The organism is Kribbella sp. NPDC050820, from assembly GCF_040653975.1.
Classification (GTDB): domain Bacteria; phylum Actinomycetota; class Actinomycetes; order Propionibacteriales; family Kribbellaceae; genus Kribbella.
Window position 1 is genome coordinate 136130 of the sequence record NZ_JBFAHB010000013.1, and the last position, 25627, is coordinate 161756.

Sequence of the window (25627 nt, forward strand, 5' to 3'; positions counted from 1 at the left end):
CCCGATCGGCGCCGAGGACTGCCCGCCGGCGCTGGTGTCGAAGCGGACAGCGCTGCGCGGCGGCTGACTTGTGGCTGCCTTCGGCGGGTGCGCGCATCGACATCGCAGGCGACCGGTCGGCACCGGCAACTGCTGACCGCGATTGGGGCCGGGGAGTGCGAGACACCACCCACGCCGACCGCCTTGTTTCCGGCGGTACTGGCGTCAGGTGGGGGGCGCGTTGGCAACGAAGTGGAGTCCACCTACTCGAAGCAATGCCGTCGCAGCAAAGTGCAGCGAGTGACGGCTGACACGTTTGGGCCTGTACCGGTAGTCTCCGCGTGCGCGGCCGTGGGTGACGGTCGCCTTCGTTGAGGGGACGCCATGCGCTACAAGGCTTTGCTCGCCGCTGTGGGCCTCGTTGGGTCCGGGCTGCTGTTCCAGCAGCCTGCCGAGGCTGCACCAGAACAGGTGACGGCTACCTGCTCGTTTCCGGTCCCGGCCAAGCTGGTCCTCAGTTCGAGGAGCGTGTACGTCAGCTTCCCGCTGGGCGCGGACTGTCCCATGACGACGGCCATGGCCACCTGGATCCCAGTCGACGACTACGGTCGTACGCGCATGGGGATCGGCTGCCCCTGGGAATCGTGTGGTGTCTACGTCGAGTACACCACCGTGGGACAGACCACTCGCTGGACACCGCAGGGCTACGCCCTGGACAAGGACGGTAGGAAGGTCGCCGATCTCCTGCCGGCGACCTCGGTGACCAAGGCGGCTTCGATCGCCGCGCTGGCGGGTGTGCGCCGAGGCAGCAGGGTGACGCTCACCGCCTCCGCGACGTACTACAGCCCTACCCAGAGGGCCTATGTCCGATCGCACGGGCGGATGCTGGTGCAGTACAAGGACCCGGGTACGACGACCTGGAAGAGCCTGTCCTATGTCACCCCACTTGCAAGCGGTGCGGCGACCTACACCATCACCACGAACCGCGCCCGGAGCTACCGCGTGTACCTGCCTTCGACGACTTCGGTCTGGTACACGTACAGCCGAGCAGTCGCCCTCTAAGGGGACCGGTTCTCAGAGCTGGGCTCGTAGTGGGTCGCCAGGGCGGTGGCTCGGTTGTGTAGGGCGTTGCGGAGCGACTGGGGTGTGAGGGCTTCGGCGTCGGTGTTTAGTTGCCAGAGGGCCCATTCGGCGTGGCGGGGGTCTTGGAAGGTCGCTTCCAGGCGTAGCCAGCCGTCTGGGTCGGAGGTTTCGGTCAGGACGGCGAGGGCGGTGTTTGCCAGTTCCTCGCGGCGTGCGGGGTTCATCCGGAGGAGCACGGTGAGCTGGTTGTCGCCGGCGCGGAAGCGGGTGCTGCGTTCTTGCCAGATCTGGTCCAGGTCGACCTTGTCCGGTCGTTGTGCGGGTTCGGGGAGTTCCTCGGCGGCCAGGATCCGGGACAGGCGGTATGTGCGGTCCGCGCCGGATGTTGTCGCCAGCAAGTAGCCCTTGTCTCGCACGGTGACCAGGCCGATCGGGTCTACGGTGCGCCATTTCGGGGTGCGATTCACGGCCGCGTAGTGGATCCGGAGCTTGTGTCCGGCGGCGACTGCGCGCCGTACCTCGAGCATTGTGGTGTCGGGAACCTCGTCGGTGGTCAGTCGGCGGGCGAGCAGGTCGGTCGCCGGGTCGACGAGGAATCGCTGGGCCGCGTCGCTCGCGGTGGCCCGGTGGCTTTCGGGGAGGGCGTCGACCACCTTGCGCATGGCCGAGGCGAGCGCCGAGCCGAGGCCGAACACCTGCTCGCCGCGCTTCGTTCCAGCGGTCAGCAACGCAAGGGCCTCGTCGTGGTTCAGCCCGGTGAGCTCGGTCCGGAACCCGGGCAGCAACGCGAACCCGCCGTGCCGACCGCGTTCGGCGTACACCGGTACGCCGGCCGCGGACAGCGCCTCGATGTCGCGCAGCACGGTGCGGGTGGACACCTCGAGCTCGCGGGCCAGGACGTCCGCCGTCAGCCGACCGCGTTGGCGCAGCAGCAGGACCAGCGAGACCAGCCGGTCGGCGCGCATGAAAAGACTCTACCGGAATACACGACACAGGGTGTCGTGATTGGTTGAAAGGCTCCTCGACGTACGAACCACCGAATCGAACGGAGCTGATGTGGCACTGCAACGAACGGCGGTCAACCCGGTGAAGTGGTCGGCGGAGCTGGGATTCAACCAGGGCGAGCTCGTCACCGGGCACACCCGGACCCTGTACATCTCAGGGCAGACTGCGATGAGCAAAGACGGCAAGCCCGAGCATGACGGCGACATGGCGGCCCAGTTGGCGCTCAGCCTCGACAACCTGGAGGCCGTACTCGGCGAGGCCGGCATGTCCCTCGCTGACCTCGTCCGGCTCAACGTCTACACCACGGACGTCGATCTGCTCTTCCAGCAGTACGGCGTACTGGCGTCGCGGCTCGGTGCCGCCGGGGTGGCGCCGAGCACGACGATGCTCGGGGTGACCCGGCTCGCGATCCCCGGCCAGCTCGTTGAGCTCGAGGGAATCGTCGTCGCATGATGACTCAGCTTCTCGTGCCGGTTGAACCGGCACGAGATGCTGGCAGATAGGTGATTCCCAATGCTCAAAGTGGTGACAATCGGCGTCTACGGCTTCGACGCCGAGTCCTTCCTGCAACGACTGCTCGACGCTGACGTCCGCCTGCTGGTCGACGTACGTCAGCGGCGCGGTGTTCGCGGACCCGAGTACGCCTGGGCCAACTCACTCCGGCTGCAGGCTGCACTGGCGCAAGCCCGGATCGCCTACGAGCACCACCCCGAGCTGGCGCCAACCACCGAGCTACGCCAACTCCAGTACGCCGAAGACGACCGCCAAGGCGTCGGCAAACGCTCACGCGTCCAACTCGCCCCCGAGTTCATCCACCGCTACACCACCGAGATCCTCGACCCCACCGACCTCAACTCACTCGTGTCGGCGCTGCCGAGCGCCGGGGCCGCAGCCCTGCTCTGCGTCGAACGCGACCCAGAGGCCTGCCACCGCTCACTGATCACCCAACGATTGACCGAGCAGTACGACGTAGCCGTCGACCACCTGCGCCCGCGGTCCTGCGACACGTCGTCGTAGCTGTCGAACGCGTTGACGTGCTTATCTGGATGCGGTGGAGGTGGTTGGCGTGCGTTTTCGGGAGGAGCCGGCGACGGCGTCGCCAGATCTGCCGGTTGTCCGGCAGTGGGTCGAGCGCAATCCGGGGGTGGAAGCCAGGCTCACCGAGACCGTCGAACATGGCGGCGATCGGGTGGTGCTGGTGATCAGCGTCCCGGTTCACGAGGAGATGCTGCGAGCGCGGGCCGAGATCACGCCGCTCGCGCAGTTCCCGGAACTGTTGCGCTTCAGGCGCTGGCAACCCTCCGAGCAGGAGACCGAGTGGACCCTGCAATGGGTGCTGGGCCTCATGCGCCGGCAGGAGGAGCTCGGCCTGCCGACCAAGGTCACCTCAACGGGCCCGCACCCGGATTCCGGGCTCATCATGATGACGCTCGACCGCGTCGACCCCACCTACGCCGCCGCCCTCGAAGCCCGCGGCAACGGCCTCACCGTCGTCCTGCCCGACCCGGTGAGCCCTGTCCCGCTGGCGATCGCGAGGGACTGGAGGGCGAAGGGCAATCGAGACCCGAACGCACCAACTCCAACCTGGGTCACCGTCGAGAAACCACGCGTGGACTGACCCATTTTCAGTACGGGCGTTCAACGGCCATCCGCCACGTCCGCGGTGAGGTGGGATTCGAGGCCGGTGAGGATTGTTTGGAGGCCGAAGGTGAAGGTGTTGTCGGGGGCGGCGGCGTAGTCCGTGGCGGCGGGGGTGTTGAGGCGTTTGCGGAGGGTTGGGTAGGCGGTCGCTATCTGCTTGGCCTGGGTCATCGTGTATTCGAGGGCCTGGGCGGGGTCTTGGCCGGCGCGGGTCAGGCGGCGGTTCAGGGAGAGTTGGGCGGCTGAGCCGAGGGCGCTGCCGGCTACGTAGATGAAGACGGTTGCGGCGGCGCGGTCGGCGTCAGCGGGGGTGAAGCCGGCCTTCTCGTAGAGGGAGAGCGTGGCGTCGTCGTAGCGCGCTTTGCCGGGCCCGTAAAGGAGGTAGCTGCCCAACGCCTGGCCGTACCAGGGGTGGCGCGTCAGCATCTCGTGCAGACCGATGGCCAGTGCGGCGGCGGCCTCTCGCCAGTCGCCGTCGAGGTCTGGCAATTCGATCTCCGTCCAGATCGCGTCTCCGGCGAGGCGGACCAGCTCGTCCTTGGTCTTCACGTGCCAGTAGACGGCGGTGGCCGCCGTACCGAGCCGCTCCCCCAGGGCGCGCATATTCAGCCCGTCCAGGCCTACCTCGTCCAGCAAACCGATCGCGGCCGCCACGATCTGCTCCACAGTCAGCGTGTTCCTCGGCATACCAGGCAGCTTAGTTGCACTTAGTTCAGCAGCGGCGACTTATGATCCGTAGGGTGTCGACACCGGTGCTCGCCACGAAGCTGTTCCCGCCCGCCAAGCGGCCCGAGGTGGTCGCGCGCGCCCGGCTGGCCGACCGGCTGGACAGCACCCTGCGCCCCGGGCACCGACTCACCCTGGTCTCTGCACCGCCCGGCTTCGGCAAGACCACCCTGCTCAGCGAGTGGGCCAGGACTCAGGAGCGCGTGGGCTGGCTGTCCCTCGACGAAGGCGACAACGCGCCCGCGCGCTTCATGGCACACCTCTCAGCAGCCCTCTCCCGCATCGGCCTCGACCTGGATCCCGACGCACTGAACACCGCCTCCCCCCAAGCCGCACTGATTGCCATAGTCAACGAACTGACGCAACGGCCCGACCACGCGCTGCTGGTGCTCGACGACTACCACGTGATCGAGGCGCCCGAGGTGCATGAGGCCATGACGTTCCTCCTCGACCACGCGCCGGACCACCTGCACCTCCTGGTGGCGACCCGCACGGATCCACCGTTCCCGCTGCCCCGCCTGCGCAGCCGCGGCCAACTGACCGAGGTACGCGCGGCAGACCTCCGCTTCGCCACAGCGGAGGCGCAGACATTCCTCAACGACGCAATGGGCCTGCAACTCGGCGACGACGACGTACAAGCACTGGACGAACGCACCGAGGGCTGGATCGCCGGCCTCCAACTCGCCGCACTGTCACTCCGCGGTACGGCGGACCGCGCGGACGTCGCCGAGTTCATCGCGGCCTTCACCGGCAGCAACCGCTTCGTCATCGACTACCTGGTCGACGAGGTCCTCACCCGCCAGGGCGCCGACGTACGCGCCTTCCTGCTGCGGACCGCAGTCCTCGACCGGCTGACCGGTCCGCTCTGCGACGCGCTGACCGGCAGGACGGACGGCGTCCAAGCCTTGGAGGACCTGGACCGCGGCAACGTCTTCCTGGTCCCGCTGGACGCCGAACGCTCCTGGTACAGGTACCACCACCTCTTCCGCGACGTCCTTCGCGCCCGCCTCCGGGCCGAGGCCCCCGACGAGGTGCCCACGCTGCACCGAGCAGCAAGCGCCTGGTACGCGGCACATGACCTCGTCGCGGACGCCGTACGACATGCTCTCGCCGCGGGTGACGACGACCGGGCCGCCTACCTGATCGAGGAGGCGCTACCGCAGGTACGACGTGCTCGCCAGGACAGCCTGTTGCTGGAGTGGATACGGTCGCTGCCGGAGCCCGTCGTACGGCGAAGTCCTGTCCTCAGCATCTTGTCCGGCTGGTCACAGATGCTGGCCGGCGACCTGGACGGGATGGAGCACCGGCTCGATGACGTCGAGGCGGCACTCGCGGCTGGTGCACACGACAAGGCGCTTGCGGCGACGTGGGCCGACACCGAGGACCTGCGAACCGCACCGGCGACGCTGTGGGTCTACCGCGCGGCGCTGGCTCAAGCGAGAGGCGACGTACCGGCGACTGTGCGGCATGCGCGGCACGCACTGGAGCTAGCCGGTGCTGAGGACCACTTCGTGCGCGGTGCGTCGGCTGGATTCCTCGGGCTGGCTGCGTGGGCGGCCGGTGATGTCCCGGAGGCTCTGGCTACGTTCTCCGAAGCAGTGCGCAGTCTGCACGCGGCCGGGAACCTGGTCGACGAGCTGGACAGCACAGTGGTGCTCGGCGACATGTGGATCAGTGCTGGGCGTCCGCATCGGGCACGTCGCCTGTACCAGAAGGCGCTGGCGACGGCTACTGGCTCCGGACCACCGTATCCGCGGGCCACTGCTGACCTGCATGTGGGACTTGCCGAGTTGGACCGTGAGCTGAACGACCTGGCCGGCGCAGAGCAACACCTCGAGACCGCACGGGTCCTTGGCGAGCGCGGCTCGATCACTGAGAACCGGCACCGGTGGTACGTCGCTATGGCGCAGGTGCACACGGCCATGGGCGAGCATGCGTCGGCCAAGCATCTACTCGACCAGGCCGCGGACCTCTACCGGCCGGGCTCCTACCCGGACCTCCGCCCGATCGCCGCGATGCGAGCGCGCATCTCTGTCGCTGAGGGCGACCTTGACGCGGCCGCAGAGTGGGCCGGCGACCTGAGAGCTGCCGATGAGCTGTCGTACCTGCACGAGTACGAGCACCTCACCGTCGTCCGGCTCCTGCTCGCGCGTGGCTCGACGGGGGCGCTGGACGATGCACTGGCGCTCCTGCAACGACTGCACACCGACGCGAAGCCGACGCGCGCCGGCAGCCTGCTCGAGATCGGCATGCTGCAAGCCCTGACCCAGCACGCGCGCGGTGAGCGACCCGAGGCCCTTGCTGAGCTGAACCGAGCACTCACGACCGCACCGGAGCCGGATGCCTACGTGCGTCTCTTCCTGGACGAAGGCGCGTCGATGCTCGCTCTGCTCGACGACGCCGGCTCCAGCGAGTACGACGTACTGCGCCGGCACGCCCGACGGCTCCTCGACAAGGTCGACGACCGGGCTCCGAGCGAGTCGGCCCCTGCATCCGCCGCGGTGGAGCTGCCGACCGCGCTCAGCGAGCGGGAGCTCGACGTACTGCGCCTGCTCGCCAGCGAGCTCACCGGTCCCGAGATCGCCCGCCACCTGTTCGTCTCGCTGAACACCCTGCGCACCCACACCAAGCGCATCTTCACCAAGCTCGACGTCAACACCCGCTCCGCCGCCGTACGCCGCGGACGCGAGCTCGGCCTGCTGTAGCTGTCACATCGACAGTCACCACATGTGGTGACGCCTGGTCCCCACCTCGCGGCCTACGTTCCGGACATAGCCAAGCACCACCGGAACCAAGGAGCCGACCATGACCATCACGCCAACCACCGTCACCCGGGCCGCCGGAGCTGCCGCTGCCACTGCCGGACTGCTGTTCATCGGCGTCCAGATCGGCCACCCGCACCTGGACGCCACCACCATCACCACGACGGAGGTCGTCGTACGGAACACCCTGAAGGTCGTCATGGCCGTGCTGGCGCTGGCCGGCATCACCGGCATGTACGTGAGCCAAGTACGGCGGAACGGACTGCTCGGACTGGTCGGCTACGCGGTGCTCAGCGTCGGCTACCTCTTCATCATGTGTACGGCGCTGATCGCCGGCTACCTGCTGCCCGCCATCGCCGACACCAACCCCGGCTTCGTGAACGACATCGTCGCCGTCTCCAAGGGCGACACCCCGACCGGTGACGTCGGCCTGTTCGCGACCGTCGTACGCATCCAGGACATCGGCTACCTGGCCGGCGGCCTCGTCTTCGGCATCGCGCTGTTCCGCGCCCGCGTCCTCGCCCGCTGGGCGACCCTGCTGCTCGCGGTCGGCGGCGTCGTCACCATCGCGCTCGCGGTGATGCCGGACGCGTTCTACCGCCTCCTGGCCTTCCCGAACGGCATCGCGATGATCGGCCTCGGGTATTCGCTGTGGCGAACCGCCCGCAAGACCACCGTGCCCGAACCGACCACCACCCCCGCCGTCACCGCAGGTGCGGAATGACCCAGTACGTCGCACCGCGCTCCCGGACCGCGCCGCACCGCCCGCGGCGCGGCCGGGAGGGCTCGAGCTGGCGGGTTCCGACTGGACTGCTCGCGCTCACGATCTTCCCGCTGATCGCCGGATCGCTCCGGCTGCTCGAGCTCGCCGGTGGCCCGCAGGTCCTGCCGACCAACCCGCGGGTGGACGCCTCACCTGCTCCGGTCGTCGTACACGTCGTCTCAGCCGCGGTATACGCGGTCGCCGGGGCATTCCAGTTCCCAGCAAGGATCCGTCGCCGGCACCGCACCTGGCACCGACGAGCCGGCCGCGTACTCATCCTCGCCGGCCTACTCGTCGCAGCCTCCGGCCTCTGGATGACCCTGTTCTACCCCGGCGCACCCGGCGGCGATCTCCTGTGGACCGTCCGCCTCGTCGCCGGATCCGCGATCGCGACCAGCCTCGTCCTCGGCTTCACCGCCGTACGACGCCGCAATTTCGCAGCCACCGCGCCTGGATGATCCGCGCCTACGCCCTCTCGGTCGCGGCCGGCACCCAGGTCTTCACCCAAGGCCTCGGCGAGGCCTTCTTCGGAACCACCGACCTGAGCACAGCCATCTCAATCAGCTCCGGCTGGCTACTCAACGCCGCCGCAGCCGAATGGATCATCCGCCGCCCCACCGCCCGCCGCCCGCGAGCCGCAGCCGAGAGGCCCTGAAATGCCACCCCCACCCCGAACCTACGAGCTCCGCATCGACGGCCACCTGGACCACCACTGGTCCACCTGGTTCGACGGCCTGACCCTCACCCACGAACCCGACGGCACCACCACCCTCCACACCCCCGCAACCGACCAAGCCGGTCTGCACGCCCTCCTGACCCAAATCCACAACCTCGGCGCCACCCTCATCTCCGTCGCCCCCAACCACCCGCATCCGACCGCCTTCCCCTAAGGCTTCCCCGTACCTGCTGCCGCGCTCGCCAGGAGGTCGCCGCAGTAGGACCGGATGGCGCGGTTGACAGTGTCAGGTCGCTCCCAGGCCATGAAGTGGCCGGCGCCTTTGACCCAGAACGGGCCGAGCGCTTCGGGAAAGGCGAGGGCGCATCGCTGCTCGATGTGGTTGCGTATGGTCACCTGGTCGGCGCCGATCAGCACCAGCGCCGGCTGGCGGACCGGTCGGTCGATCATCTCCGGGGCCGACAGCGCCCGGGTGCCCATGACGACCTCGTAGTCGGCGAAGGCGGCGCGCAGCCGAGCGGCGTCGCCGTACGGCTCGGTCAGGAAGGCCAGGTCCTCGTCGTCGAAGGCATCGGGCGGACACCACAGCCGGTGCCCGTAGAACTCGGCCACGTACCGCCGCCGCTGCTCGGGAGTCGCAAGCTCGGCCACCAGAGCGTCAGCGTCGTTACCTTGGCGGCGCTGGTAGTCGTAGACGGCGGGCTTGGGATCGATCGGTGGGATGCCCGCCGCCGCGAACGCCTCCCCCAGATCGGGCATCGAGTCATCCAGAATCACCAGCCGGTCGACCCGATCGGGGTGACGGTTGGCCAGGTCGATCGCGATCATCGCGCCCAGGTCGTGCCCGGCCACGACTGCGCGGTCCCAGCCGAGCCGGTCGAACAGACCGGTCAGGTCGGTGTTGAACGCGTTGAGGTCGTAGAAGTCATCCGGCGCGAAGTCGGAGTCGCCGTACCCGCGCAGATCCGGCGCCACGACGTCGAACCCTGCGTCGGCGAGCGGGACGAGATTGCGCGACCAGATGCGGCTCGTACAGGGGAACCCGTGAATGAGCAGCAACGGCACACCACCGTCCCCACGCCGCCGCACCGCCAACCGATGCCCCGCCCCCACCTCAATCCGCACCGGCGCAACGACCTCACCAGGAAGAACCATGCATCCTGGTCTACACGCCGCCCGGTCCAGCGAGCGCCGCCCAGCTCACCGGCGGTGTGGTTCTTGGCTCGGGTGAGCCGGGTTCGGCCCGGCTCACACGAGTCGGTCAGATGCTCAGAAGCACGCCTCGGCGTAGTAGCACGGTTGCTGGTACCACGGGTCGGGCGGGGGCGGGTCGTTGAAGATGATGCGGAAGTGTGCCTGGTTCTGGACGAACTGCCCGGAGTTTCCGGTCAGGTAGTTGGCCCGGACGGTCCAGACCTCGCCTGCGACGGTGTGCCTCGCCAGGTTGACGTACCTCTCGTTCGCGACGCAGTTGCCTCCGGCGACCGCGCTGTTGAAGGTGAAGGATCCGCTGACGTTGCTCTGGACGTTCCAGAACGCCGACGTGTACGGCCGCAGACCGTTGCCGCCGACGCGGAGCGATGTCCAGTCACCGGCGAACATCTGGTAGTCGTCGGTGCCACCGTCCACCGGCTGGTTCTCGAACCGGAAGCTTCCCGGATACACCGACGTCAGGTAGACGTGAGCGTTGGTACGACAAACCGACGCCTGGGCAGGCTCCGCCATGACGACCGAGACGACCCCCAGGGGGACCAGCACGGCCGCAACCGCGGCGAACCGTCTCAACGCCCGCCGCCACCGGCTGGGCGCACGCGTGTGTTGCATGACTGTTTCCTCTCTCACGCAGAACGCTTGATCGGTCGACCGGTCGATCGAATGGATCACCCGACGTTCGGCACGACCCCGCCCGCGGATGGTCCCCCGCCGGCCCACGTGGCCGGCCGGTCGCGGATGCGAGTCGCACTGCCCCTCCCGACGGATGAGCGACCGCGCAGCCGCGACGGTCAGGCACCACCACTCTCCCCGGCGCCGACCACAGGCTGCCGGCCGCGCCTCCCGCCGAAGGCGGCTAAGGAACAGTCGCCGCGGAGCGGTGTCGTTTGGGGTGGGTCGCGTAACAGTTCTCGGGGATTGACAGACAGTTCTCAGGTTGACGCTGTAGGTTCCCTGCAGACATCTCGTGAGGAGGGTTCTGCATGTCCAAGAAGACCCATCAGCAGCAGCTGGCGGCGCGGAAGGCCAAGCGGCAGGCTGAACGGGAGGCCGAGCGGCGGCGGCAGCGGCGGAACCTGACGGTCACCGTCACCGCGGTGGTCGCGGTGGTGGCGGTCTTGGTGGGGGTCTTCATCGTGCTCGGGAACGGCGACGACGACGCGCCGGCCGCGTCGGAGAGTGCCCGGACGGAGAACAAGCCGAAGAGCATCCCGACCGCGCTCGCGCCGGCGCCGAAGCGGGCGACGCCGCTGCCGGCCGAGGTGAGCTGCACGTACAAGAAGGGCACCGAGGCGGCGAGCAAGAAGGTGAACCCGCCGGCCGACGGCAAGGTGAAGGCGTCGGGTACGGCGAAGGTCAGCCTCGACACGTCGATCGGCGACCTGCAGGTGACGCTGGACAGCGCGCTCGCGCCGTGCACGGTGAAGAACTTCCTGAGCCTGGCCGGGCAGAAGTACTTCGACAACACGAAGTGTCACCGGATGACGGTCGGTGAGGGGCTGCAGGTGCTGCAGTGCGGCGACCCGAGCGGGACCGGGAGCGGCGGGCCGGGGTACAGCTTCGCGGACGAGGTGTTCCCGACGCTGAAGTACGGGCGGGGCACGCTGGCGATGGCGAACTCGGGGCCGAACACGAACGGGAGCCAGTTCTTCATCGTGTACGGCGATGGGAGTGGGCTGTCACCGGACTACACCGCGTTCGGGACGATCGACGAGCCGAGCCTGAAGCTGATCGACAAGGTCGCCGAGGAGGGCGTGGTGCCCCAGAACGGCCCGACCGACGGTGCGCCGGTCACCCCGGTGGACATCAAGACGGCCAGCGCAGCTGCCTGAGCAAGAACAAGCGTGCGGCCCCCTCCTGCAGCAGGAGGGGGCCGCACGTGTTTGTGACGGCTACGCCAGCAGGCCGTACTTGGTGCGGGGCCAGGCTAGTAGGGCTTGGATTTGGGCTATGCCGGATTGTTCCAGGAGTTGGACCGGGCCGTCTACGAAGTGGTAGAGGCCGGTGGCGGGGTCGCGGGCTTCGGTGTAGGCGCGGTCGGCGTAGGCCTGCATGGTCTGCTTGTAGCGGTGGTCGGGGGCGACCGAGTCGAGGATCAGCAGGTTCTTGAACCAGATCGAGTTGAACCGGGTCGGCTGCTTCCACAACCGGTCCTCGGCGCCGTAGAAGGCCAGTGACGCGTTCGCGACCGACTTCGCGTCGTTCAGGTACTTCCGGTCACCCGTTGCCTTGTACAACAGTACGCCGGCCCCGAGCATGACGCCCTGGTTGTAGCTCCACTGCGTCTTCTCGATGGTGCCGGCCAGGTCGATGTGATCCCAGTACAGCCCGTTCGGCGCGAGCATGCAGTCCTGCGTCCAGTCGTACATCCGCTTCGCCCAGTTCAGGTACGAGCGGTCCCGCGTCAGCAGGTAGAGGTGTGCGCCGAGCTCGGAGCCAGGACCGTTCGACACCGTGTTCCGGTCCTGGCTCCAGGGCGCCTGGGTCCAGAAGACGCCGCCCGCGCACGGGTGCGTCGGGTCCGTGTCCCAGCCGTACACGACGAGCGCGAAGATCTCCCGGGCCCGGGCGAGCGCCGCCTTGTCACCGGTCCGCTTGTAGTGCTGGACGAGGTGCAGCCCGATCCACTCGTTGTCGTCGTAGAACTTGTCACCGCCCTGGCCCAGCGGCGGGCGCACGTACGAGTCGTATCCCTTCGGCGTCGTCTCGGCGTTCCAGTACGGCGCGTACGCCGCGATCCGGCGGTCGGCCTCCTTCGACGCCTTGAGGCCGGCGCCGGGGATGCCGGCCAGGTTCTCGGCCGCGATCGCCGCCTGCGAGTACGGCCAGACGTAGGCGTACGGGTTCGGATGGGTGTTCGGGTACTCCTCGAGCAGGAGGTCCTGCCCGGCGTCGAAGTACTTGTTCAGCGCCTCGTACGACGCCTGGGCGCGGGCCGCGTTGCTGGTCACGGCATCAGCTCCGGTCACGTGCAGCGACCCGAGTACGGCGACTGCCAGCACCCCGGCCGCAATCCTGGTTGATATACCAAATTTCCTGCGCATCGACCTGCTCCTCCTGGGCGGTGGCGGTTGACATCGATGTCAAGTTCTAACCGGCGCAGGGGAATCGCGTCAATGGCTCAGCGCCCGGCAGCTTGATCCGGCTCAATTGGTATATCAAGTGGACTGGGCACGAACGCGAACCAGGACGACCGCAGCCGCAGCCGGCCGCGAAGCTGATCGCCGGTCAGCACCCGCCGGCCCTTCGACCCGACGGCCTCCAGCGTGAGCACCCGGCCCCCGCTCGGCCCGACCCCGGTCCGCTTGAGCACCCGCAGGCTCCGGATCGACCCGACGTCGAACGCGGCCTGCATCTCGGCCGCCGTCCGGGTGACCGTCCACGTCACGTTCGGGTTCCCGTTCCCCGGGTACGCGTCCCAGCCGTCCAGCTTCATCACCTGGTACGGAATCGGCCCGGTCGCCGTCGCACCGCCGTTCGACGAGGAGAACTCCGCGATGATCGGCTTGCCCTTGTACAGCCGGACCTGTCCCGCCGTCGCGGCGATCGCGGTGTTGGTCGACGCCTTCTCCGAGTCGTAGCCGCCGTACACCTGACAGGAGATCGTGTCGCACAGGTCGTAGGCCCGTTTCGCCGCCCGGCCACGATGGAAGACCGAATAGGTGCGCGCAGCAACGGACTGCGCCTGCAGCGCGGCCGGACGCCAACTGGACAAGGCCTCTCGCGGTACGACGCCCCGCAGGTAGTGCTCGAGCGCCAGCACGTTCACCGTGTCCAGATGAGCACCCGGTACGTCGATCGCCCGCAGCGCACCGCGATACCGCCGTACGGCGCCACTCGGCAGCACCAGCTCGGTCACGGACGCACCCTCGAACTGCGTCATACCGCCGAACGTCTTCCACAGCGTCCACTTCCGCGTCTTCGCGTCGTACGAGCTGACCTTGGTGCCATGGTCGCCGTACGGGTCGATCGACCACTGGTTCCGGGTCGATGCCTTGGGCAATGGATAGACCTTGCCGGTCTTCAGGTCCCGGACCTTCAGGTGGTTGACGGTGCCGACCCGGACGCCGTCGGTGGTGTCCGCGGTGATCCGGATCCGGATGCTCCCGGTCGCCTTCCCGGTCGTCGTGCCCGGGTAGTAGAAGTCGAGGATCTGCTGCGCCGACTTCCCCGCGATCGCCGCGCCCTGGGCGCCGTACTGCGACATCCCGCGCCCGTGACCGAAACCGCGGCCGCTGATCGTGGTGTCCGGCCCGATCACCCGGGCCTCGGCGGTCGCGCTGATCAACGTGGAACCGAGGACGACGACCGCGATCGCGCGCTTCCTCATCGGACGCTCCGGTACTGGACGTAGACCTTGCCGCGGTGCTGGTTGTAGGTGAGCCAGCCGTGCTGGTACTTCTGCCGCAGGCCGCCCTTGACCTTGTACATGTCGGTGATCGGCAGCCCGAGCCGCGACCGCTCCGCGCCGAGACCGGCGTACCGGGCGTAGATCAGTCCACCCACGGGGCGGGTCCCGATCGACTTCGACCAGTAGAGCGCGCCGTTGCGGAAGTACTGCACCTTCGTGCCGTTCACGCTGTTGCGGAACTCGGTCGTCGGCAGCCCGAGCACGGTGTCGGGACCGAGCTGCCGGTACCGAGCGCGAAAGACGCCGACCGTCGAATGGGTGCCGGTGGCAACGGAGTTGAAGACGTCCCGGGTGGCGAAGTACGTCGCCCAGCCGGTCCTGGTCCGGTGCTCACCCCAGAACGGCTGGCCGGTCTGCCGGAAACCGATGCGCTTGGCGAAGCGGTAGATCGGCGTCGAGACGCTGCCGCCGATCACTCGGGCGGTCTTCTCCAGCATCGCCTGGCTCGGCGCCGTCTTCTCGTAGTTGCCGATCAGCGCCACCCCGAACGAGTTCGCGTTGAAGGAGCCGGTGTGCGCGCCGAGCACCGGCAGCTGCGCACCGCCGTACCGGCCCTCGAAGACCCGGCCGAAGCGGTCGACGAGGAAGTTGTAGCCGAGGTCGCACCAGCCGCGGCTCTTCACGTGGTAGGCGTACATCGCGCGCACCATCGCCGGGACCTGCGTGCGGGTGTAGTCGTTCCGGTCGGCGGTGTGGTGGACGAAGGCGGCCTGCACGGTGGTCGTGTACTTCGGACGCGCACAAGCCTTGCCGTTGTGGCTACGCAGCCGCTCGTCCGCACCCCACGCCTTACGGCTCACCATCGCCGGCATCGGGTACGGCGCTCTGGTCGCCTCGGGCTCCACGCTCTGCACTCCCGGCTCGTCGGCGTCGGTCGCCAGTACGCCGGGCTGGATCAGCACCACCTTCGCGTCTGCGACCGTGGTACCACTGCCTGTCACCGCACTGGCCTGCACAGCGGTCGCGTCGCCGACCCACAGCGGCTCCGTGCCCGCCCGGACGCCTTCCGGCGACGCCGGGTCGGGGCCGTGCTCGTCCTCGACTGTCAGCCGCTGCCACTCGCCCCACTGGCCGGCCCGCTGCACGCGCACGCGAGCCTGCACCGCCTGGGCGCCTTTCGGCCAGGTCACTCCGACCATCGCGAACGGCTTCGTCTCGGCCGCGATCGTCGGCCCGTCGATCGCCAGTTCCTGGTACGACGCCTCGGCGGGCGCCGGCGGAGTCGTGGGAGGGACGGACTGCAGATCCGGCAGGACCTGTGGGGCGGCGAAGGCGAGCCCGGTCACCGCGAGCGTCACGAGTCGGGAGGTCTTGCTCATGGCCTTGCTCATGCGCTGCCTTCCGGCGGAGGTACAACGGTCGCTGGGCGGCAGTAATCGATTATGCGCGCTCGGTGACCGCTTTCCCGGGATTGCGTCACCCTGCGTGGCGTACGGATGTTGAGGGCTTCGGTAGGCTCTGGGTAAAGCCCTGCGAGACAGCCCTAGAGGCAGAAGAGGCCCGTCATGGAACTCATCCTGATCATCGCGCTCGTGGTGATCGCCGTTCTGGCATACCGGTCGTACCGGCGGACCCAGCTGCAGAACCGCCAGCAGCACGAGATCACCGCCGCCGAGCTCGAGTCGGTCAAGCGCACCGCCGACGAGGACATCACCAGGTTCGGAGAGGAACTCCAGGACCTGGACCTGGACATGGTCGGCAAGGACCTCGGCGACGGGGCCCGGCAGGACTACCAGCGCGCCCTGGACGCGTACGAGTCCGCCAAGGAGGCGGTCGGCAAGGTCACCCAGGCCGAGGAGATCAAGCACGTGATCGAGATCCTCGAGGACGGCCGCTACGCGGCGGCGTGCGTGCGCGCCCGGGTGAACGGCGAGCCGCTGCCGCAGCGCCGCCCGTCCTGCTTCTTCAACCCGCAGCACGGTCCGTCCGTCGAGGACGTGACCTGGGCGCCGCCTGGCGGCGCGCCGCGTGAGGTGCCGGCCTGTGCGGCCGACGCCGAGCGGGTCCGGGCCGGCGCGGAGCCGGACGTCCGCAAGGTGATGGTCGGCCCGCAGCGGGTTCCGTACTGGGAGGCCGGTCCGGCCTACTCGCCGTACGCGCAGGGTATGTTCGGCGCGCTCGGCGGTGTGATGACCGGTATGTTCCTCGGCACCATGCTCGGCGGCATGTTCGCCGGCGGTGGCTACGGCGACTACGCGGCCGGGTACGACGCCGGCCAGGCCGACGCGGGTGGCGACGGCGGTGGCGGCGAGGGCGACTTCAACATGGGTGACAGCGGCGGCGACTCCGGCGGCTGGGACTTCGGCGGCGGAGACTTCGGCGGCGATTTCTGACCCGAACGACCGAGCCCCGGCGACCACCATGGTCGCCGGGGCTCGTGCTTTTCGTGACTACTCGCCGAAGAGGTCTTCGCCCTCGCCGGTCATCGCGTAGTGGGTGACGCCGGGGAAGGTGGTGGGGACCTTGCCCAGGCTCTCGATCACCGTGGCGGTGCCGTTGGCGTGGCCGACGGCGTACAGGTAGGCGCTGTCGGTGTCGTGGTCGACGCCGGTCAGCAGGGTGCCCTGCGTGCCGCATTTGTAGGCGACGATCGACTCGAAGCCCTGCCAGGTCCGGGTCCGGACCGGCTTCACGATCGGCTTCATCGGGGACGTCAGCGGAATCCGGATCGTGTAGAGCGCGCCGCCGCGGGTGGTGGCCAGCAGCGTGTCATAGGTGCCGGTCTCGCTGATCAGCGCCATCGTCTTGACCGCGGCGAAGCCCGGGTACGAGCCGAGCGACCGGAAGCCGTTCGTGTCCCAGCGGAACAGCACGCCGTCGTCGCGCAGGCCGTACAGGTAGCTGTGCGGCTTGCTCACCCACGCCGCGTCGGACTCCTCGATCTGGGTGAACCGGTCCCAGCCGCCGCCGATCCGCTTCGAGCTGACCACCGGCTCCGGCTCGACGCCGTCCCAGCGCACCTCCGCCGAGTACAGGCCGGTGCCGCTGATCACCTTGCCGTACCACCACGACTCCGCGGTGAGGGCGCTGAAGTACCAGGTCGAGCTCTCCTTGATCGGGAACACCTTGATCGGGTCCTCGAACGGCTGTGCGGTCGGCGGCCGGGTCGCGACCACGTCCGCACCGCCGGTGTTCCCGGCCGCGTCGAACGCGCCGACGTACATGCCGCACGGGTTGGCCGCCGTACCGGCTGCCACCTTCGGCGGCCCTTCCTTCAGTTCCGGCCCCGGCTTCGGCGGGGTCGCGCTCGCCGGGATCGCGGCCGCGCCGGCCAGCAGCGCAGCCGCGAGCACGGCGGAGACTCGTTTCAAGCTCATCTGGTTTCTCCCCTCTCTTGCTGAGCTAGATACGGTCTCCGCCGTAAAAGTTGCGATCTACCTGGTGATCGTGATCGGGACCGACAGCGCCGACGGCGCCGTGGCCGGTCCGAGCAGGAGCTCACCGTGGTAGGTCTGGCCGCGGTGGTAGCGACTCCGCCGACTGTTTTCGAACCACGACTTTTGCTTGCCGCAAGCAACGATAACTATTAGTCACCAATATAAATCCCGAGCCCCGTTTCTCCCCGGAACGACGCCCCGGACCTCGATCACACCCCGTGTTCACCCACCGATCTGCGCACATGCAGGTTTCCCGTGTCTTCCGCAACTTTTCCGGAGCCGCCCGTATCAAGTCGGTATGACCCTGAAACGAACTCTCGCAGTCGCGGCGGCCGCCGGGCTGCTGGGCAGCTTCGCCACCGCCTCCGTGAGTACGGCGGCGCCGGCTGCGGCCTGCACTATGACTGTCGGCTCGATCACGAGTGGCGGCGACATCGGATACTCGGACGTCACGGCCACGGCGCCGGTGACCGCTCGGCAAGGCACCGGCGTACACATCTTCTCGCCGGGGATCGCGAAGATCAGCTCGACCTGGACCCGGAACGTCGGTGAGCCGGACGGGCCGGTCACCACTGGCGAGGTGCTGCTCAACGACACGATCTACAACGCGTGGTACGGGCCCGATCCCGACGGGCCGGTCGGCATGAGCCGGGCGGGCACGGGCTTCGGCACGTACATCGTGACCGAGCGGGCGTCGTACCTGGCGTCCGGGCCGCAGCTTGCGACGTACCGGCTGCGGGGCGACGGCGTGCTGTACCGGTACGCGCACCGATGGGACGGCAACCCGACGTCCACGGTCACCCGCTACACCGGCTTCGCCGCGGTCAAGACGATGGCGTTGATCAGCGAGACCAAGGCCTACGACACGTTCCTCGCGAACACCCGCGGCGGCGCGCTGTACACGATCCGGTTCCCGCGGACCGGCGCCCCGGTGGTCAAGAAGGTGCGCACGTCCACGTGGCAGACCTTCGAGCACCTGGTCGCGGAGAAGTGCGGCGCGCAGAGCACACTGCTCACCGCAATCGACAAGGACACCGGCTCCGCCTACCTGTACGCCGTTGGGCACGCCAACGGCACCGCCACTGTCATCAAGGGCCTCGGCAAGATCCCCGGCACCTACAAAGACCCCGTCTACTACCTCCGCACAACCGAAACCAACCCACCCCTCTTCGGCGAGTAAGGACATCAGCTTGAAGCGAGCAGTCTCGGTGGCGGCGGCCGCCGTACTCCTGGGGGCTCTGACAACGGCGCCCGCCGAAGCGGCGTCCACCGCCGCGTGTGAGATGTCGGTGGGATCCATCAACGCGAACGGCGACCGCGCGCATGCGAAGGTGACCGCCTCCACTCCGCCGACGGTCAAGCAGCGGACGGGGCAGCACATGTTCACGCCGGGCGCCGCCAGGTTGAGCACGACCTGGACCTACACGGTCCTCAATCCGGTCGGCTACTACGACTCGGCGTACGTCGTCCTCGGCTCGTCGCTCTACAAGGCGACGTACGGCGTGAACACCGATGGCAAGCCGATCAACGCGGTGACCCGAGTCGGCGGCGGCTGGGAGAACTTCATCGCCGTCGAGGAGTCGTTCTCCTGGGGACCGACGATCCGGTTCGCCAAGTACGGCCTGCGGAACGACGGTGTGCTGTTCCGCTGGACCGACGGCTTCACGAAGGTCAGCTCGTACGCCGGCTTCAGCGCGGTGAAGACGATGGCGCTGATCAGCGAGACTGCGACGTACGACACCTTCCTGGCGACCACCCGCGGCGGCGCCCTCTACACGATCCGGGTCCCGGTCGGCTCGGCGAAGCCCGTGGTCAAGCAGGTGCGCTCGTCGACCTGGCAAGGGTTCGAGCACCTGGTCGCGGAGAAGTGCGGCACGCAGAGCACGCTGCTCACCGCAATCGACAAGGACACCGGCTCGGCCTACCTGTACGCCGTTGGGCACGCCAATGGCACCACGACCGTGATCAAGGGCCTGGGCAAGGTGCCCGGCACCTACACCGATCCCGTGTACAACCTCGACACCGCCGAAGGCAACGCGCCGCTGTTCGGCGAGTGAGGAGCTCGATATGCGCATGAAGGCTTTGGCCGCGTCAGCCGTGCTGCTCGGGAGCACGGTTCCCGTCGGTACGGCGGTTGCGGCGCCGGCCGCGGCTTGTCAGCAGCAGGTCGGGTCGATCACCAGCGCCGGCGCCGCGGTGAGCCGGAGTGTGCAGGCCGGCACACCGCCAACGGCGACCGGACCGGGTGATCCATGGCCGCTGTTCTCACCCGGACTGGCTCGGGTGAGCACAAGCTGGTTCTGGTCGTTGAACGCGCCACAGGGCACCACGTACGCCGGCACCGTCATCGCGGGCTCGGCCCTGTACAACGCGAGCTATGGCTGGGACCGGGACGGGAAGCCGTTCCAGCAGACCACTCGCGTCGCCGGCGGTTGGGGCAGCTTCACAGCGGTCGCGGACACGCTCTACACGCCGTACGTCGGCGGTCCGGTTGGCCACCGCTACCTGTACGGCCTGCGGAACGACGGCGTCATCTTCCGCTGGCGTGGCGGCGACAACGGCGGCTGGCATCCGATCGGGTCGTTCCCCGGTTTCGCCGCAGTGAAGACGCTCACCGTGATCAGCGAGACGAAGACCTACGACACCTTCCTCGCAACCACCCGCGGCGGCGCCCTCTACACGATCCGCATCCCGACCACGAACTCGTCGATACCGATCGTGAAGGTGGTCCGGCGCTCGACCTGGGGCGCCTTCGAGTCGCTGGTCGCCGAGAAGTGCGGCCAGCAGAGCACCCTCCTGACCGCCATCGACACCGACGGCGGCGCCGCCTACCTCTACGCCATCAGCCACGCCAACGGCACCGCCACCGTCATCCAAGGCCTGGGCAAGCTCCTCGGCACCTTCAAAGACCCGGTAAACCACCGCGTGGCCCCCGACTCCGCAGCCCCACTCTTCGGCGAGTAGCCCGCGAGCCCCGGCAACCCCTGTGGTCGCCGGGGCGTCCCGGTTTCCGGCCCAGTCCGTCGACAGGCCCGCTCTGTTCGCTCAGGTCGTGTGCAGACCGCCGTGGTCCCGGCGGCGCTGGACTCCGAGAGTGATGCCCAGCCCCGCACCTGCAAGCGTGAAAGCCCCCAGCGCGCCGAGCGCAACCGAGCTCACGTCGAGCCCCTGGCCGGTCTCGACGGTCGGGGGCTGCGTAGGCACCGTAGTCGGTGGTGCGGTCCAGGGCGGCTCCGGCGGCACGCCTGCAGCGGCCGGCGAGGCCGTCATCGTCACCAGCGCCGCGCACACCCCGGCAGCTGCCACTGTCGCCCGGGTCAGTTTCTTCTTCATGCGAATCACCTCCTTTCGGACTCCCGTTGTCGCACCGGGCGGTATCGCGGCGAGCGCGCGCGGTATCGCCGCGGTATCGCGGCCCTTGACCGCGGTCCCGGGCAGGCCGACAGTCGAGGGGTGGGTATCGCCGTTCTCGGCCCGCTCACGATCGAGGGGGAACAGAAGGTCCTCGGCCGGCGTGACCGGGTCGTGCTCGCAGCTCTGTCCGTGCGCCCGGGAGAGGTCGTCAGCGCGGACCTGCTCACCGATGTCCTGTGGGGCGAGCACCCGCCGGCGTCGGCTGCCAAGGTGATCCAGGGTTGCGTCGTCCGGCTCCGCAAGCTCCTCGGCAACCACGCGATCGAGACCTCCCCCCTCGGCTACCGCCTGGCCGTGCCCGCTGATGAGATCGACGCGCGCCGGTTCGAGCGCGCGATCGCCCGTGCGGGTGAACTCCTCGCCGCGAACGAGGCCGAACGGTCGGAGCTGGTGCTCGCAGACGCACTCACGCTCTGGCGCGGCCGGCCGCTCGACGACCTCGACGGATGGGACGTCGCCCAGATCGAGGTGTCGCGACTGGAGGAGCTGCGGCGAACGGCAGAGGAGATGTACGTCGACGCCGCGCTGCGTGCGGGTCGGCATGACTCGATCCTCGCCAAGGCTCAGGCCCTCGTGGCCGAGGCGCCGCTGCGCGAACGTCGCTGGGGGCTGCTGGCCACCGCGCAGTACCAGGCGGGACAACAAAGTGAGGCCCTGCGCACGATCCACCGGCTGCGTGCCGTGCTCAGCCGGGAGCTCGGACTGGATCCGAGCCCGGAAGTCGACACGCTCGAACAGGCGATCCTGCGCCAGGACCCGGCGCTGGTAGTCGCGACCGCGCTGCCGGAGCCGAGCCCACGGTGCCCCTACCCGGGCCTCAAGCCGTACGACGTAGCGGACGCCGACGGCTTCTTCGGACGCGACCACGAAGTCGCCGCCTGCCTGCGCAAGCTTGCCGAGACGCGCGTGCTGGCCGTCATCGGCCCCTCCGGCTGCGGCAAGTCCTCGTTGATCCGGGCGGGCGTGGCCGCCGGCCTGCGTCGCGACGGCCGGGTCGTCGTGGTGATGACTCCTGGAGCACACCCGGTTGCTGCGCTGACCGCCGCCGTGCCGAGGGGCGGAAACGCACCGACTCTGATCGTCGACCAGTGTGAGGACCTGTTCACGCTGTGCCAGAACGCCGCTGAGCGCGAAACCTTCGTCAGTGCCCTCGCAGCCCACCGGCAGGTGGCTCCGCTCATCGTGTCGATGCGGGCAGACCGGCTCGCCGACGTCGCCTCGCACCCGGCATTGGCCCGGATTGTCGAGGAGGGCCTGTACCTGCTGACCGGAATGGCGGACGACGACCTGCGCAGCGCGATCGTGGAGCCGGCCCGACTGGCCTGGCTCGTGATCGAACCGGGACTGGTCGACCTGCTGGTCAACGACGTCGCCGGCCGTCCCGGCGCCCTCCCGCTGATGTCCCACGCCCTGGTCGAAACCTGGCAACGCCGCGAGGGCCGCACCCTGACCGTCGCGGGTTACCAGGCATCGGGCGGAATCCAGGGAGCCATTGCCCAGTCGGCGGAGGAGGTCTACGGGCGTTTCGGCGCCGAGCAGCAGTCGATGCTGCGCGACCTCCTGCTGCGCTTGGTCACGCTTGCATCGGACGGTGAACCAGTGCGAAGCCGGCTGCCACGGCGGGTGGTGGTTACCGGGCCCGAGCAGGACGCAATGGTCGATCTGCTGGTCGCTGCGCGCTTGGTGACCAGCGACGACGACGCGCTGGAGATCGCCCACGAGGCGCTGACGCGAGCCTGGCCGCGGTTGCGGGAGTGGCTGTACGACGACTTGGACGGGCAGCGGATCCTGCACCATCTCGCGGCGGCGGCCGACTCGTGGGACGGTCTCGGGCGACCGGACAGTGAGCTGTACCGGGGGACGCGACTGGTCAAAGCGCTGGAGTGGCAGGCAACCGGCCGAGCGGCCCTGACCGCCACCGAGCAGGATTTCCTTGCCGAGGGCAAGCGGTTGTCGGAGGCGGAGCTTCGTGCGGCCGAGGACCAGGCGCGGCATCAGCTCCGGGTGAACCGGCGGCTGCGAGCTGCGCTGTCCACGGCCGCAGTACTGCTGGTCGGTGCACTGATCGCCGGATTCGTCGCCGTCGACCAGGCAGATCGCGCCGACCGCCAGGCCGGCACCGCCCAGCAGTTGGCCATCGCAGCCGACGCCCAACGCGTCGGAGCGCAGGCGCAACTGTCGGAGGACATCAGCCTGTCCTTGCTGCTCGCGACCGCCGGCCTGCGGCTCCACGACTCGCCGGCAACCCGAGTCAATCTCTTGTCCGTCCTCGGCAAGCACCCGCAGCTCGTACGTTCAGCACCCGCGGCCGGCGGTTACCTGGAAGGGATCGAGTTGAGCCCGGACGGACGACTGCTCGCGTCCGGCGACGACGCGAACCGGATGCACCTCTACGACACCACCGACAACAGCCTGATCGGCACCTACGCGGGCTTCGCCGAGTCCGGCACCCAGGCGTTCGTCGATCCGGTCTTCAGCCCGGACGGCCGGCTCCTGGTGGCCGCGGCGGAGACGCCCGATCCCGACCCGCTCCGGCTGCTCGACCCCGCGACGATGCAGGAGTCCGGGCCTCGGCTGGCCCGGCCGAGCCTGCCGGGACGTTCACAACGGTACGGAATCGCCACGGCGAGATTCAGCCCCGATGGCCAGTTCCTCGTTGCTACGGCAGTCGAGGATCACGCTGTGGATGCGCCGCTCGTCGACATGACCGGGTTCGCGCTGGTGTGGGACCTGCGGGCACGCCACCGGCCGCCGCTCCGGTACCCGCTCGGCAAGGGCTTCCACAGCCTGGCGCTGAGCCCGGACGGCCGCACGATGTACACCACCTGGCCGATGACGGCGTACGAGGTCGCGACCGGGCGGACGATCTGGCGGCGGCCCGACGTCTGGACCGCCTTCTCGCTCGACGCGAGCCCGGACGGAACCCGCCTCGTCGGCGAGTATCACTACCACGACCGGGACAGCACCATGCACGTCCTCGACGCCCGAACCGGAGACGATGTCACCCGGCTTCGCGGGCACACCCAGCAGCCACGAGGGCTGCGGTTCTCCCACGACGGGACGATGGTGGCCTCGGCGTCCCACGACGGCGAGGTGATCGTCTGGGACACCACCACGTGGAAGGTGAAACAGCGCTGGCGGACGTTCGAGCAGACCTGGAGCATCAACTTCAGCGTCGACGACCGGCTGGTCTTCACCGGAGGTGACGACGGCATGCTACGCACGTGGGACCTGGACGCCCAGCACACTTACCTGCGCCGCACCGCGGCCGCCGACAGCGTGCCGGTCCTGACACACGCGGACCTCTCACCCGATGGACAGCGGGTGGCGTACCGGTGGATTGCCGGCGATCAGGGCTGGATCAGATTCGCCGACACCAGCGGTGCGGATGCGACTCCTCCCCAGCGCCTTCCGACCTGGGAAGGCGAGTGGGTGCCAGGCATCTGGCGTTCCGACGGAAAGCGCTACGTGAGCCACGCAGGCTGCTCCGGCGAGTGCGGCGAGGGCGGTGCGATCACCGTGCTCGACCCAGCCACGGGCAAGGTCCTGGCCGAGCGGCGGGTGACCGCGGCCGAGATCGAGTCGCTGGCCTACGTCGACGGAAGCCGCAGTCTGCTGGCTGGCGACGCCGACCAGCAACTTCGGCTGCTGGATGCCGAGACACTGCAAGTCAGGCAGACCCTGCGCACCGGTGCAGCGGACTGCTGCACCGCGGCATCGGCCGACGGCCGGACCGCGCTGCTCCTCGACAATGCGCCAGACGCTGCGTCGGAGCAGTGGCGCGTGGTCGACACGGCGAGTGGCGAGGTCAGGAGCGATGGAGTCATCGAGTTCCAGGTCTACGGCGCGGCCGCCTCGCCGGCCGGTGACCGCGTCGCGCTCACCGGGCAGAGCGGCGACGTCGTCACGATCGAACTCGCGTCAGGACGTATGCAGCAAGCCTCGACCGGACTCGGCACGGAGGTTCTTCGAGTGCGGTACTCCGACGACGGCACCCGGCTGGTCACCGGAGCCATCGACGGCAGCGTCAGCCTCTGGGACGCCGCGACACTCGAGCTCCTCGGCACGGCTCGCCCACCGCAAGGCCAGGGCGAACCGTTGCCCGCGATGGCCGAGTTCGCGTCGGGTACGCACACCGTTGTCATCGCGACGTACAACGGGCAGATCTTCCACTGGGACACCAGCCCGGCCCGCGCACTCGAAACAGCCTGCCAAATGGCAGGCCGAAACCTGACATCACAGGAATGGTCGCAGTACCTACCACAACAGCCGTTCCAGAAAGTCTGCTCGAACCTCCCCTGACCGCGAAGGTGGAGTTGGCGGGCGGCTTGAGCGGGTCGTCGCTGGAGCAGCATTAGCCGCCTCTACCTCGCTGCGCGGCCACATCAGCCAGAGACCAAATCAAATCCTCTTTTGTTTTCTTTCGTCTTGTTCTTGTCTTGTTTCTGGCTCTGCTGCTCTTCCTCGGGCTTGTCAGTCCCGCAGGTGGAGTTGGCGGGCGGCTTCGGCTATGGAGCCGGAGACTGAGGGGTAGACGGTGAAGGAGGCGGCCACCTGGTCGACGGTGAGGCGGGCGGC

Annotated in this window: 24 protein-coding genes; 15 read left to right on the top strand and 9 right to left on the bottom strand. The window is 68.7% G+C overall.

The window, feature by feature from the left end; genetic code table 11:
• Window positions 1-363: 363 nt before the first annotated feature.
• The gene (locus tag AB0H36_RS14905) at window positions 364-1041 is read left to right on the top strand and encodes a hypothetical protein (RefSeq protein ID WP_360522027.1); all 678 of its coding nucleotides are present in this window, start codon (window positions 364-366) and stop codon (window positions 1039-1041) included.
• On the opposite strand, the gene AB0H36_RS14910 is transcribed toward AB0H36_RS14905, so the two are convergent.
• Complete coding sequence (locus tag AB0H36_RS14910) at window positions 1038-2027, bottom strand: WYL domain-containing protein (protein WP_360522030.1); 990 nt, start codon at window positions 2025-2027, stop codon at window positions 1038-1040. The genes AB0H36_RS14905 and AB0H36_RS14910 overlap by 4 nt on opposite strands.
• Window positions 2028-2124: 97 nt before the next feature.
• On the opposite strand from AB0H36_RS14910, the gene AB0H36_RS14915 reads away from it, so the two are divergent.
• The 3 genes from AB0H36_RS14915 to AB0H36_RS14925 are packed head-to-tail and all read left to right on the top strand — an operon-like array spanning window position 2125 to window position 3685.
• Window positions 2125-2520 (top strand): RidA family protein, encoded by a 396-nt coding sequence (locus tag AB0H36_RS14915; protein WP_360522101.1) that lies wholly within the window; start codon window positions 2125-2127, stop codon window positions 2518-2520.
• A 60-nt stretch (window positions 2521-2580) separates the two neighbouring features.
• A complete protein-coding gene (locus AB0H36_RS14920) occupies window positions 2581-3084 on the top strand; it encodes a DUF488 domain-containing protein (RefSeq protein ID WP_360522033.1) in 504 nt (167 codons plus the stop codon).
• A gap of 49 nt (window positions 3085-3133) precedes the next feature.
• Complete coding sequence (locus AB0H36_RS14925; protein WP_360522036.1) at window positions 3134-3685, top strand: hypothetical protein; 552 nt, start codon at window positions 3134-3136, stop codon at window positions 3683-3685.
• Between the two features lie 20 nt (window positions 3686-3705).
• Here the strand turns inward: AB0H36_RS14925 and AB0H36_RS14930 are convergent, their stop codons facing one another.
• Window positions 3706-4395, bottom strand: a complete 690-nt coding sequence (locus AB0H36_RS14930) for a TetR/AcrR family transcriptional regulator (protein WP_360522039.1) — start codon at window positions 4393-4395, stop codon at window positions 3706-3708.
• A 53-nt stretch (window positions 4396-4448) separates the two neighbouring features.
• On the opposite strand from AB0H36_RS14930, the gene AB0H36_RS14935 reads away from it, so the two are divergent.
• The 5 genes from AB0H36_RS14935 to AB0H36_RS14955 all read left to right on the top strand — a co-directional run bounded on the left by AB0H36_RS14935 (window position 4449) and on the right by AB0H36_RS14955 (window position 8849).
• Window positions 4449-7139, top strand: a complete 2691-nt coding sequence (locus AB0H36_RS14935) for a LuxR C-terminal-related transcriptional regulator (RefSeq protein WP_360522042.1) — start codon at window positions 4449-4451, stop codon at window positions 7137-7139.
• A 100-nt stretch (window positions 7140-7239) separates the two neighbouring features.
• A complete protein-coding gene (locus tag AB0H36_RS14940; protein ID WP_360522045.1) occupies window positions 7240-7920 on the top strand; it encodes a hypothetical protein in 681 nt (226 codons plus the stop codon).
• Entirely contained in the window at window positions 7917-8417 is a 501-nt protein-coding gene (locus AB0H36_RS14945) for a DUF2306 domain-containing protein (RefSeq protein ID WP_360522048.1), read from the top strand. Before AB0H36_RS14940 ends, AB0H36_RS14945 begins: the two co-directional genes overlap by 4 nt.
• Complete coding sequence (locus tag AB0H36_RS14950) at window positions 8414-8614, top strand: hypothetical protein (RefSeq protein WP_360522051.1); 201 nt, start codon at window positions 8414-8416, stop codon at window positions 8612-8614. Before AB0H36_RS14945 ends, AB0H36_RS14950 begins: the two co-directional genes overlap by 4 nt.
• Window position 8615: 1 nt before the next feature.
• Entirely contained in the window at window positions 8616-8849 is a 234-nt protein-coding gene (locus tag AB0H36_RS14955; protein WP_360522054.1) for a hypothetical protein, read from the top strand.
• On the opposite strand, the gene AB0H36_RS14960 is transcribed toward AB0H36_RS14955, so the two are convergent.
• Both AB0H36_RS14960 and AB0H36_RS14965 read right to left on the bottom strand, forming a co-directional pair.
• Window positions 8846-9790: an alpha/beta hydrolase gene (locus tag AB0H36_RS14960; RefSeq protein ID WP_360522057.1), complete on the bottom strand. Its 945-nt coding sequence runs from the start codon at window positions 9788-9790 to the stop codon at window positions 8846-8848. The genes AB0H36_RS14955 and AB0H36_RS14960 overlap by 4 nt on opposite strands.
• Window positions 9791-9904: 114 nt before the next feature.
• Complete coding sequence (locus tag AB0H36_RS14965; protein ID WP_360522060.1) at window positions 9905-10459, bottom strand: hypothetical protein; 555 nt, start codon at window positions 10457-10459, stop codon at window positions 9905-9907.
• 371 nt (window positions 10460-10830) lie between these two features.
• Here AB0H36_RS14965 and AB0H36_RS14970 point away from each other — a divergent pair, with 371 nt between their 5' ends.
• A complete protein-coding gene (locus AB0H36_RS14970; RefSeq protein ID WP_360522063.1) occupies window positions 10831-11679 on the top strand; it encodes a peptidylprolyl isomerase in 849 nt (282 codons plus the stop codon).
• 60 nt (window positions 11680-11739) lie between these two features.
• On the opposite strand, the gene AB0H36_RS14975 is transcribed toward AB0H36_RS14970, so the two are convergent.
• From AB0H36_RS14975 to AB0H36_RS14985, 3 genes are all read right to left on the bottom strand, one after another.
• Complete coding sequence (locus AB0H36_RS14975; protein WP_360522066.1) at window positions 11740-12891, bottom strand: glycoside hydrolase family 76 protein; 1152 nt, start codon at window positions 12889-12891, stop codon at window positions 11740-11742.
• Window positions 12892-12968: 77 nt separating this feature from the next.
• On the bottom strand, window positions 12969-14177 hold the full coding sequence (locus AB0H36_RS14980) for a SpoIID/LytB domain-containing protein (RefSeq protein ID WP_360522069.1): 1209 nt from the start codon (window positions 14175-14177) through the stop codon (window positions 12969-12971).
• Window positions 14174-15577 (bottom strand): N-acetylmuramoyl-L-alanine amidase, encoded by a 1404-nt coding sequence (locus AB0H36_RS14985; protein WP_360522072.1) that lies wholly within the window; start codon window positions 15575-15577, stop codon window positions 14174-14176. Before AB0H36_RS14985 ends, AB0H36_RS14980 begins: the two co-directional genes overlap by 4 nt.
• 186 nt (window positions 15578-15763) lie before the next feature.
• On the opposite strand from AB0H36_RS14985, the gene AB0H36_RS14990 reads away from it, so the two are divergent.
• Window positions 15764-16591: a hypothetical protein gene (locus AB0H36_RS14990; RefSeq protein ID WP_360522075.1), complete on the top strand. Its 828-nt coding sequence runs from the start codon at window positions 15764-15766 to the stop codon at window positions 16589-16591.
• Window positions 16592-16648: 57 nt separating this feature from the next.
• On the opposite strand, the gene AB0H36_RS14995 is transcribed toward AB0H36_RS14990, so the two are convergent.
• On the bottom strand, window positions 16649-17575 hold the full coding sequence (locus AB0H36_RS14995; protein WP_360522078.1) for a hypothetical protein: 927 nt from the start codon (window positions 17573-17575) through the stop codon (window positions 16649-16651).
• Window positions 17576-17933: 358 nt separating this feature from the next.
• On the opposite strand from AB0H36_RS14995, the gene AB0H36_RS15000 reads away from it, so the two are divergent.
• From AB0H36_RS15000 to AB0H36_RS15010, 3 genes are read left to right on the top strand one after another with little or no spacing between them, the layout of a single operon-like run.
• The gene (locus tag AB0H36_RS15000) at window positions 17934-18815 is read left to right on the top strand and encodes a hypothetical protein (RefSeq protein ID WP_360522081.1); all 882 of its coding nucleotides are present in this window, start codon (window positions 17934-17936) and stop codon (window positions 18813-18815) included.
• Between the two features lie 10 nt (window positions 18816-18825).
• Window positions 18826-19692, top strand: a complete 867-nt coding sequence (locus AB0H36_RS15005; RefSeq protein WP_360522084.1) for a hypothetical protein — start codon at window positions 18826-18828, stop codon at window positions 19690-19692.
• 10 nt (window positions 19693-19702) lie between these two features.
• Window positions 19703-20599: a hypothetical protein gene (locus AB0H36_RS15010; RefSeq protein WP_360522087.1), complete on the top strand. Its 897-nt coding sequence runs from the start codon at window positions 19703-19705 to the stop codon at window positions 20597-20599.
• A gap of 81 nt (window positions 20600-20680) precedes the next feature.
• On the opposite strand, the gene AB0H36_RS15015 is transcribed toward AB0H36_RS15010, so the two are convergent.
• On the bottom strand, window positions 20681-20968 hold the full coding sequence (locus AB0H36_RS15015; protein WP_360522089.1) for a hypothetical protein: 288 nt from the start codon (window positions 20966-20968) through the stop codon (window positions 20681-20683).
• Window positions 20969-21088: 120 nt separating this feature from the next.
• Here AB0H36_RS15015 and AB0H36_RS15020 point away from each other — a divergent pair, with 120 nt between their 5' ends.
• The gene (locus tag AB0H36_RS15020) at window positions 21089-25351 is read left to right on the top strand and encodes a BTAD domain-containing putative transcriptional regulator (protein ID WP_360522092.1); all 4263 of its coding nucleotides are present in this window, start codon (window positions 21089-21091) and stop codon (window positions 25349-25351) included.
• The last annotated feature ends 276 nt before the right edge of the window (window positions 25352-25627 follow it).

Bases quoted from the DNA above. Each gene is read 5' to 3' on its own strand.
- AB0H36_RS14920 (WP_360522033.1), top strand. From the start codon at position 2,581: ATGCTCAAAGTGGTGACAATCGGCGTCTACGGCTTCGACGCCGAGTCC.
- AB0H36_RS14970 (WP_360522063.1), top strand. From the start codon at position 10,831: ATGTCCAAGAAGACCCATCAGCAGCAGCTGGCGGCGCGGAAGGCCAAG.
- AB0H36_RS14950 (WP_360522051.1), top strand. From the start codon at position 8,414: ATGATCCGCGCCTACGCCCTCTCGGTCGCGGCCGGCACCCAGGTCTTC.
- AB0H36_RS14980 (WP_360522069.1), bottom strand. From the start codon at position 14,177: ATGAGGAAGCGCGCGATCGCGGTCGTCGTCCTCGGTTCCACGTTGATC.
- AB0H36_RS14985 (WP_360522072.1), bottom strand. From the start codon at position 15,577: ATGAGCAAGACCTCCCGACTCGTGACGCTCGCGGTGACCGGGCTCGCC.
- AB0H36_RS14960 (WP_360522057.1), bottom strand. From the start codon at position 9,790: ATGGTTCTTCCTGGTGAGGTCGTTGCGCCGGTGCGGATTGAGGTGGGG.
- AB0H36_RS14940 (WP_360522045.1), top strand. From the start codon at position 7,240: ATGACCATCACGCCAACCACCGTCACCCGGGCCGCCGGAGCTGCCGCT.
- AB0H36_RS15015 (WP_360522089.1), bottom strand. From the start codon at position 20,968: ATGAAGAAGAAACTGACCCGGGCGACAGTGGCAGCTGCCGGGGTGTGC.
- AB0H36_RS14910 (WP_360522030.1), bottom strand. From the start codon at position 2,027: ATGCGCGCCGACCGGCTGGTCTCGCTGGTCCTGCTGCTGCGCCAACGC.
- AB0H36_RS14955 (WP_360522054.1), top strand. From the start codon at position 8,616: ATGCCACCCCCACCCCGAACCTACGAGCTCCGCATCGACGGCCACCTG.
- AB0H36_RS14905 (WP_360522027.1), top strand. From the start codon at position 364: ATGCGCTACAAGGCTTTGCTCGCCGCTGTGGGCCTCGTTGGGTCCGGG.
- AB0H36_RS14930 (WP_360522039.1), bottom strand. From the start codon at position 4,395: ATGCCGAGGAACACGCTGACTGTGGAGCAGATCGTGGCGGCCGCGATC.
- AB0H36_RS14975 (WP_360522066.1), bottom strand. From the start codon at position 12,891: ATGCGCAGGAAATTTGGTATATCAACCAGGATTGCGGCCGGGGTGCTG.
- AB0H36_RS14995 (WP_360522078.1), bottom strand. From the start codon at position 17,575: ATGAGCTTGAAACGAGTCTCCGCCGTGCTCGCGGCTGCGCTGCTGGCC.
- AB0H36_RS15010 (WP_360522087.1), top strand. From the start codon at position 19,703: ATGCGCATGAAGGCTTTGGCCGCGTCAGCCGTGCTGCTCGGGAGCACG.
- AB0H36_RS14990 (WP_360522075.1), top strand. From the start codon at position 15,764: ATGGAACTCATCCTGATCATCGCGCTCGTGGTGATCGCCGTTCTGGCA.
- AB0H36_RS14965 (WP_360522060.1), bottom strand. From the start codon at position 10,459: ATGCAACACACGCGTGCGCCCAGCCGGTGGCGGCGGGCGTTGAGACGG.
- AB0H36_RS14945 (WP_360522048.1), top strand. From the start codon at position 7,917: ATGACCCAGTACGTCGCACCGCGCTCCCGGACCGCGCCGCACCGCCCG.
- AB0H36_RS15000 (WP_360522081.1), top strand. From the start codon at position 17,934: ATGACCCTGAAACGAACTCTCGCAGTCGCGGCGGCCGCCGGGCTGCTG.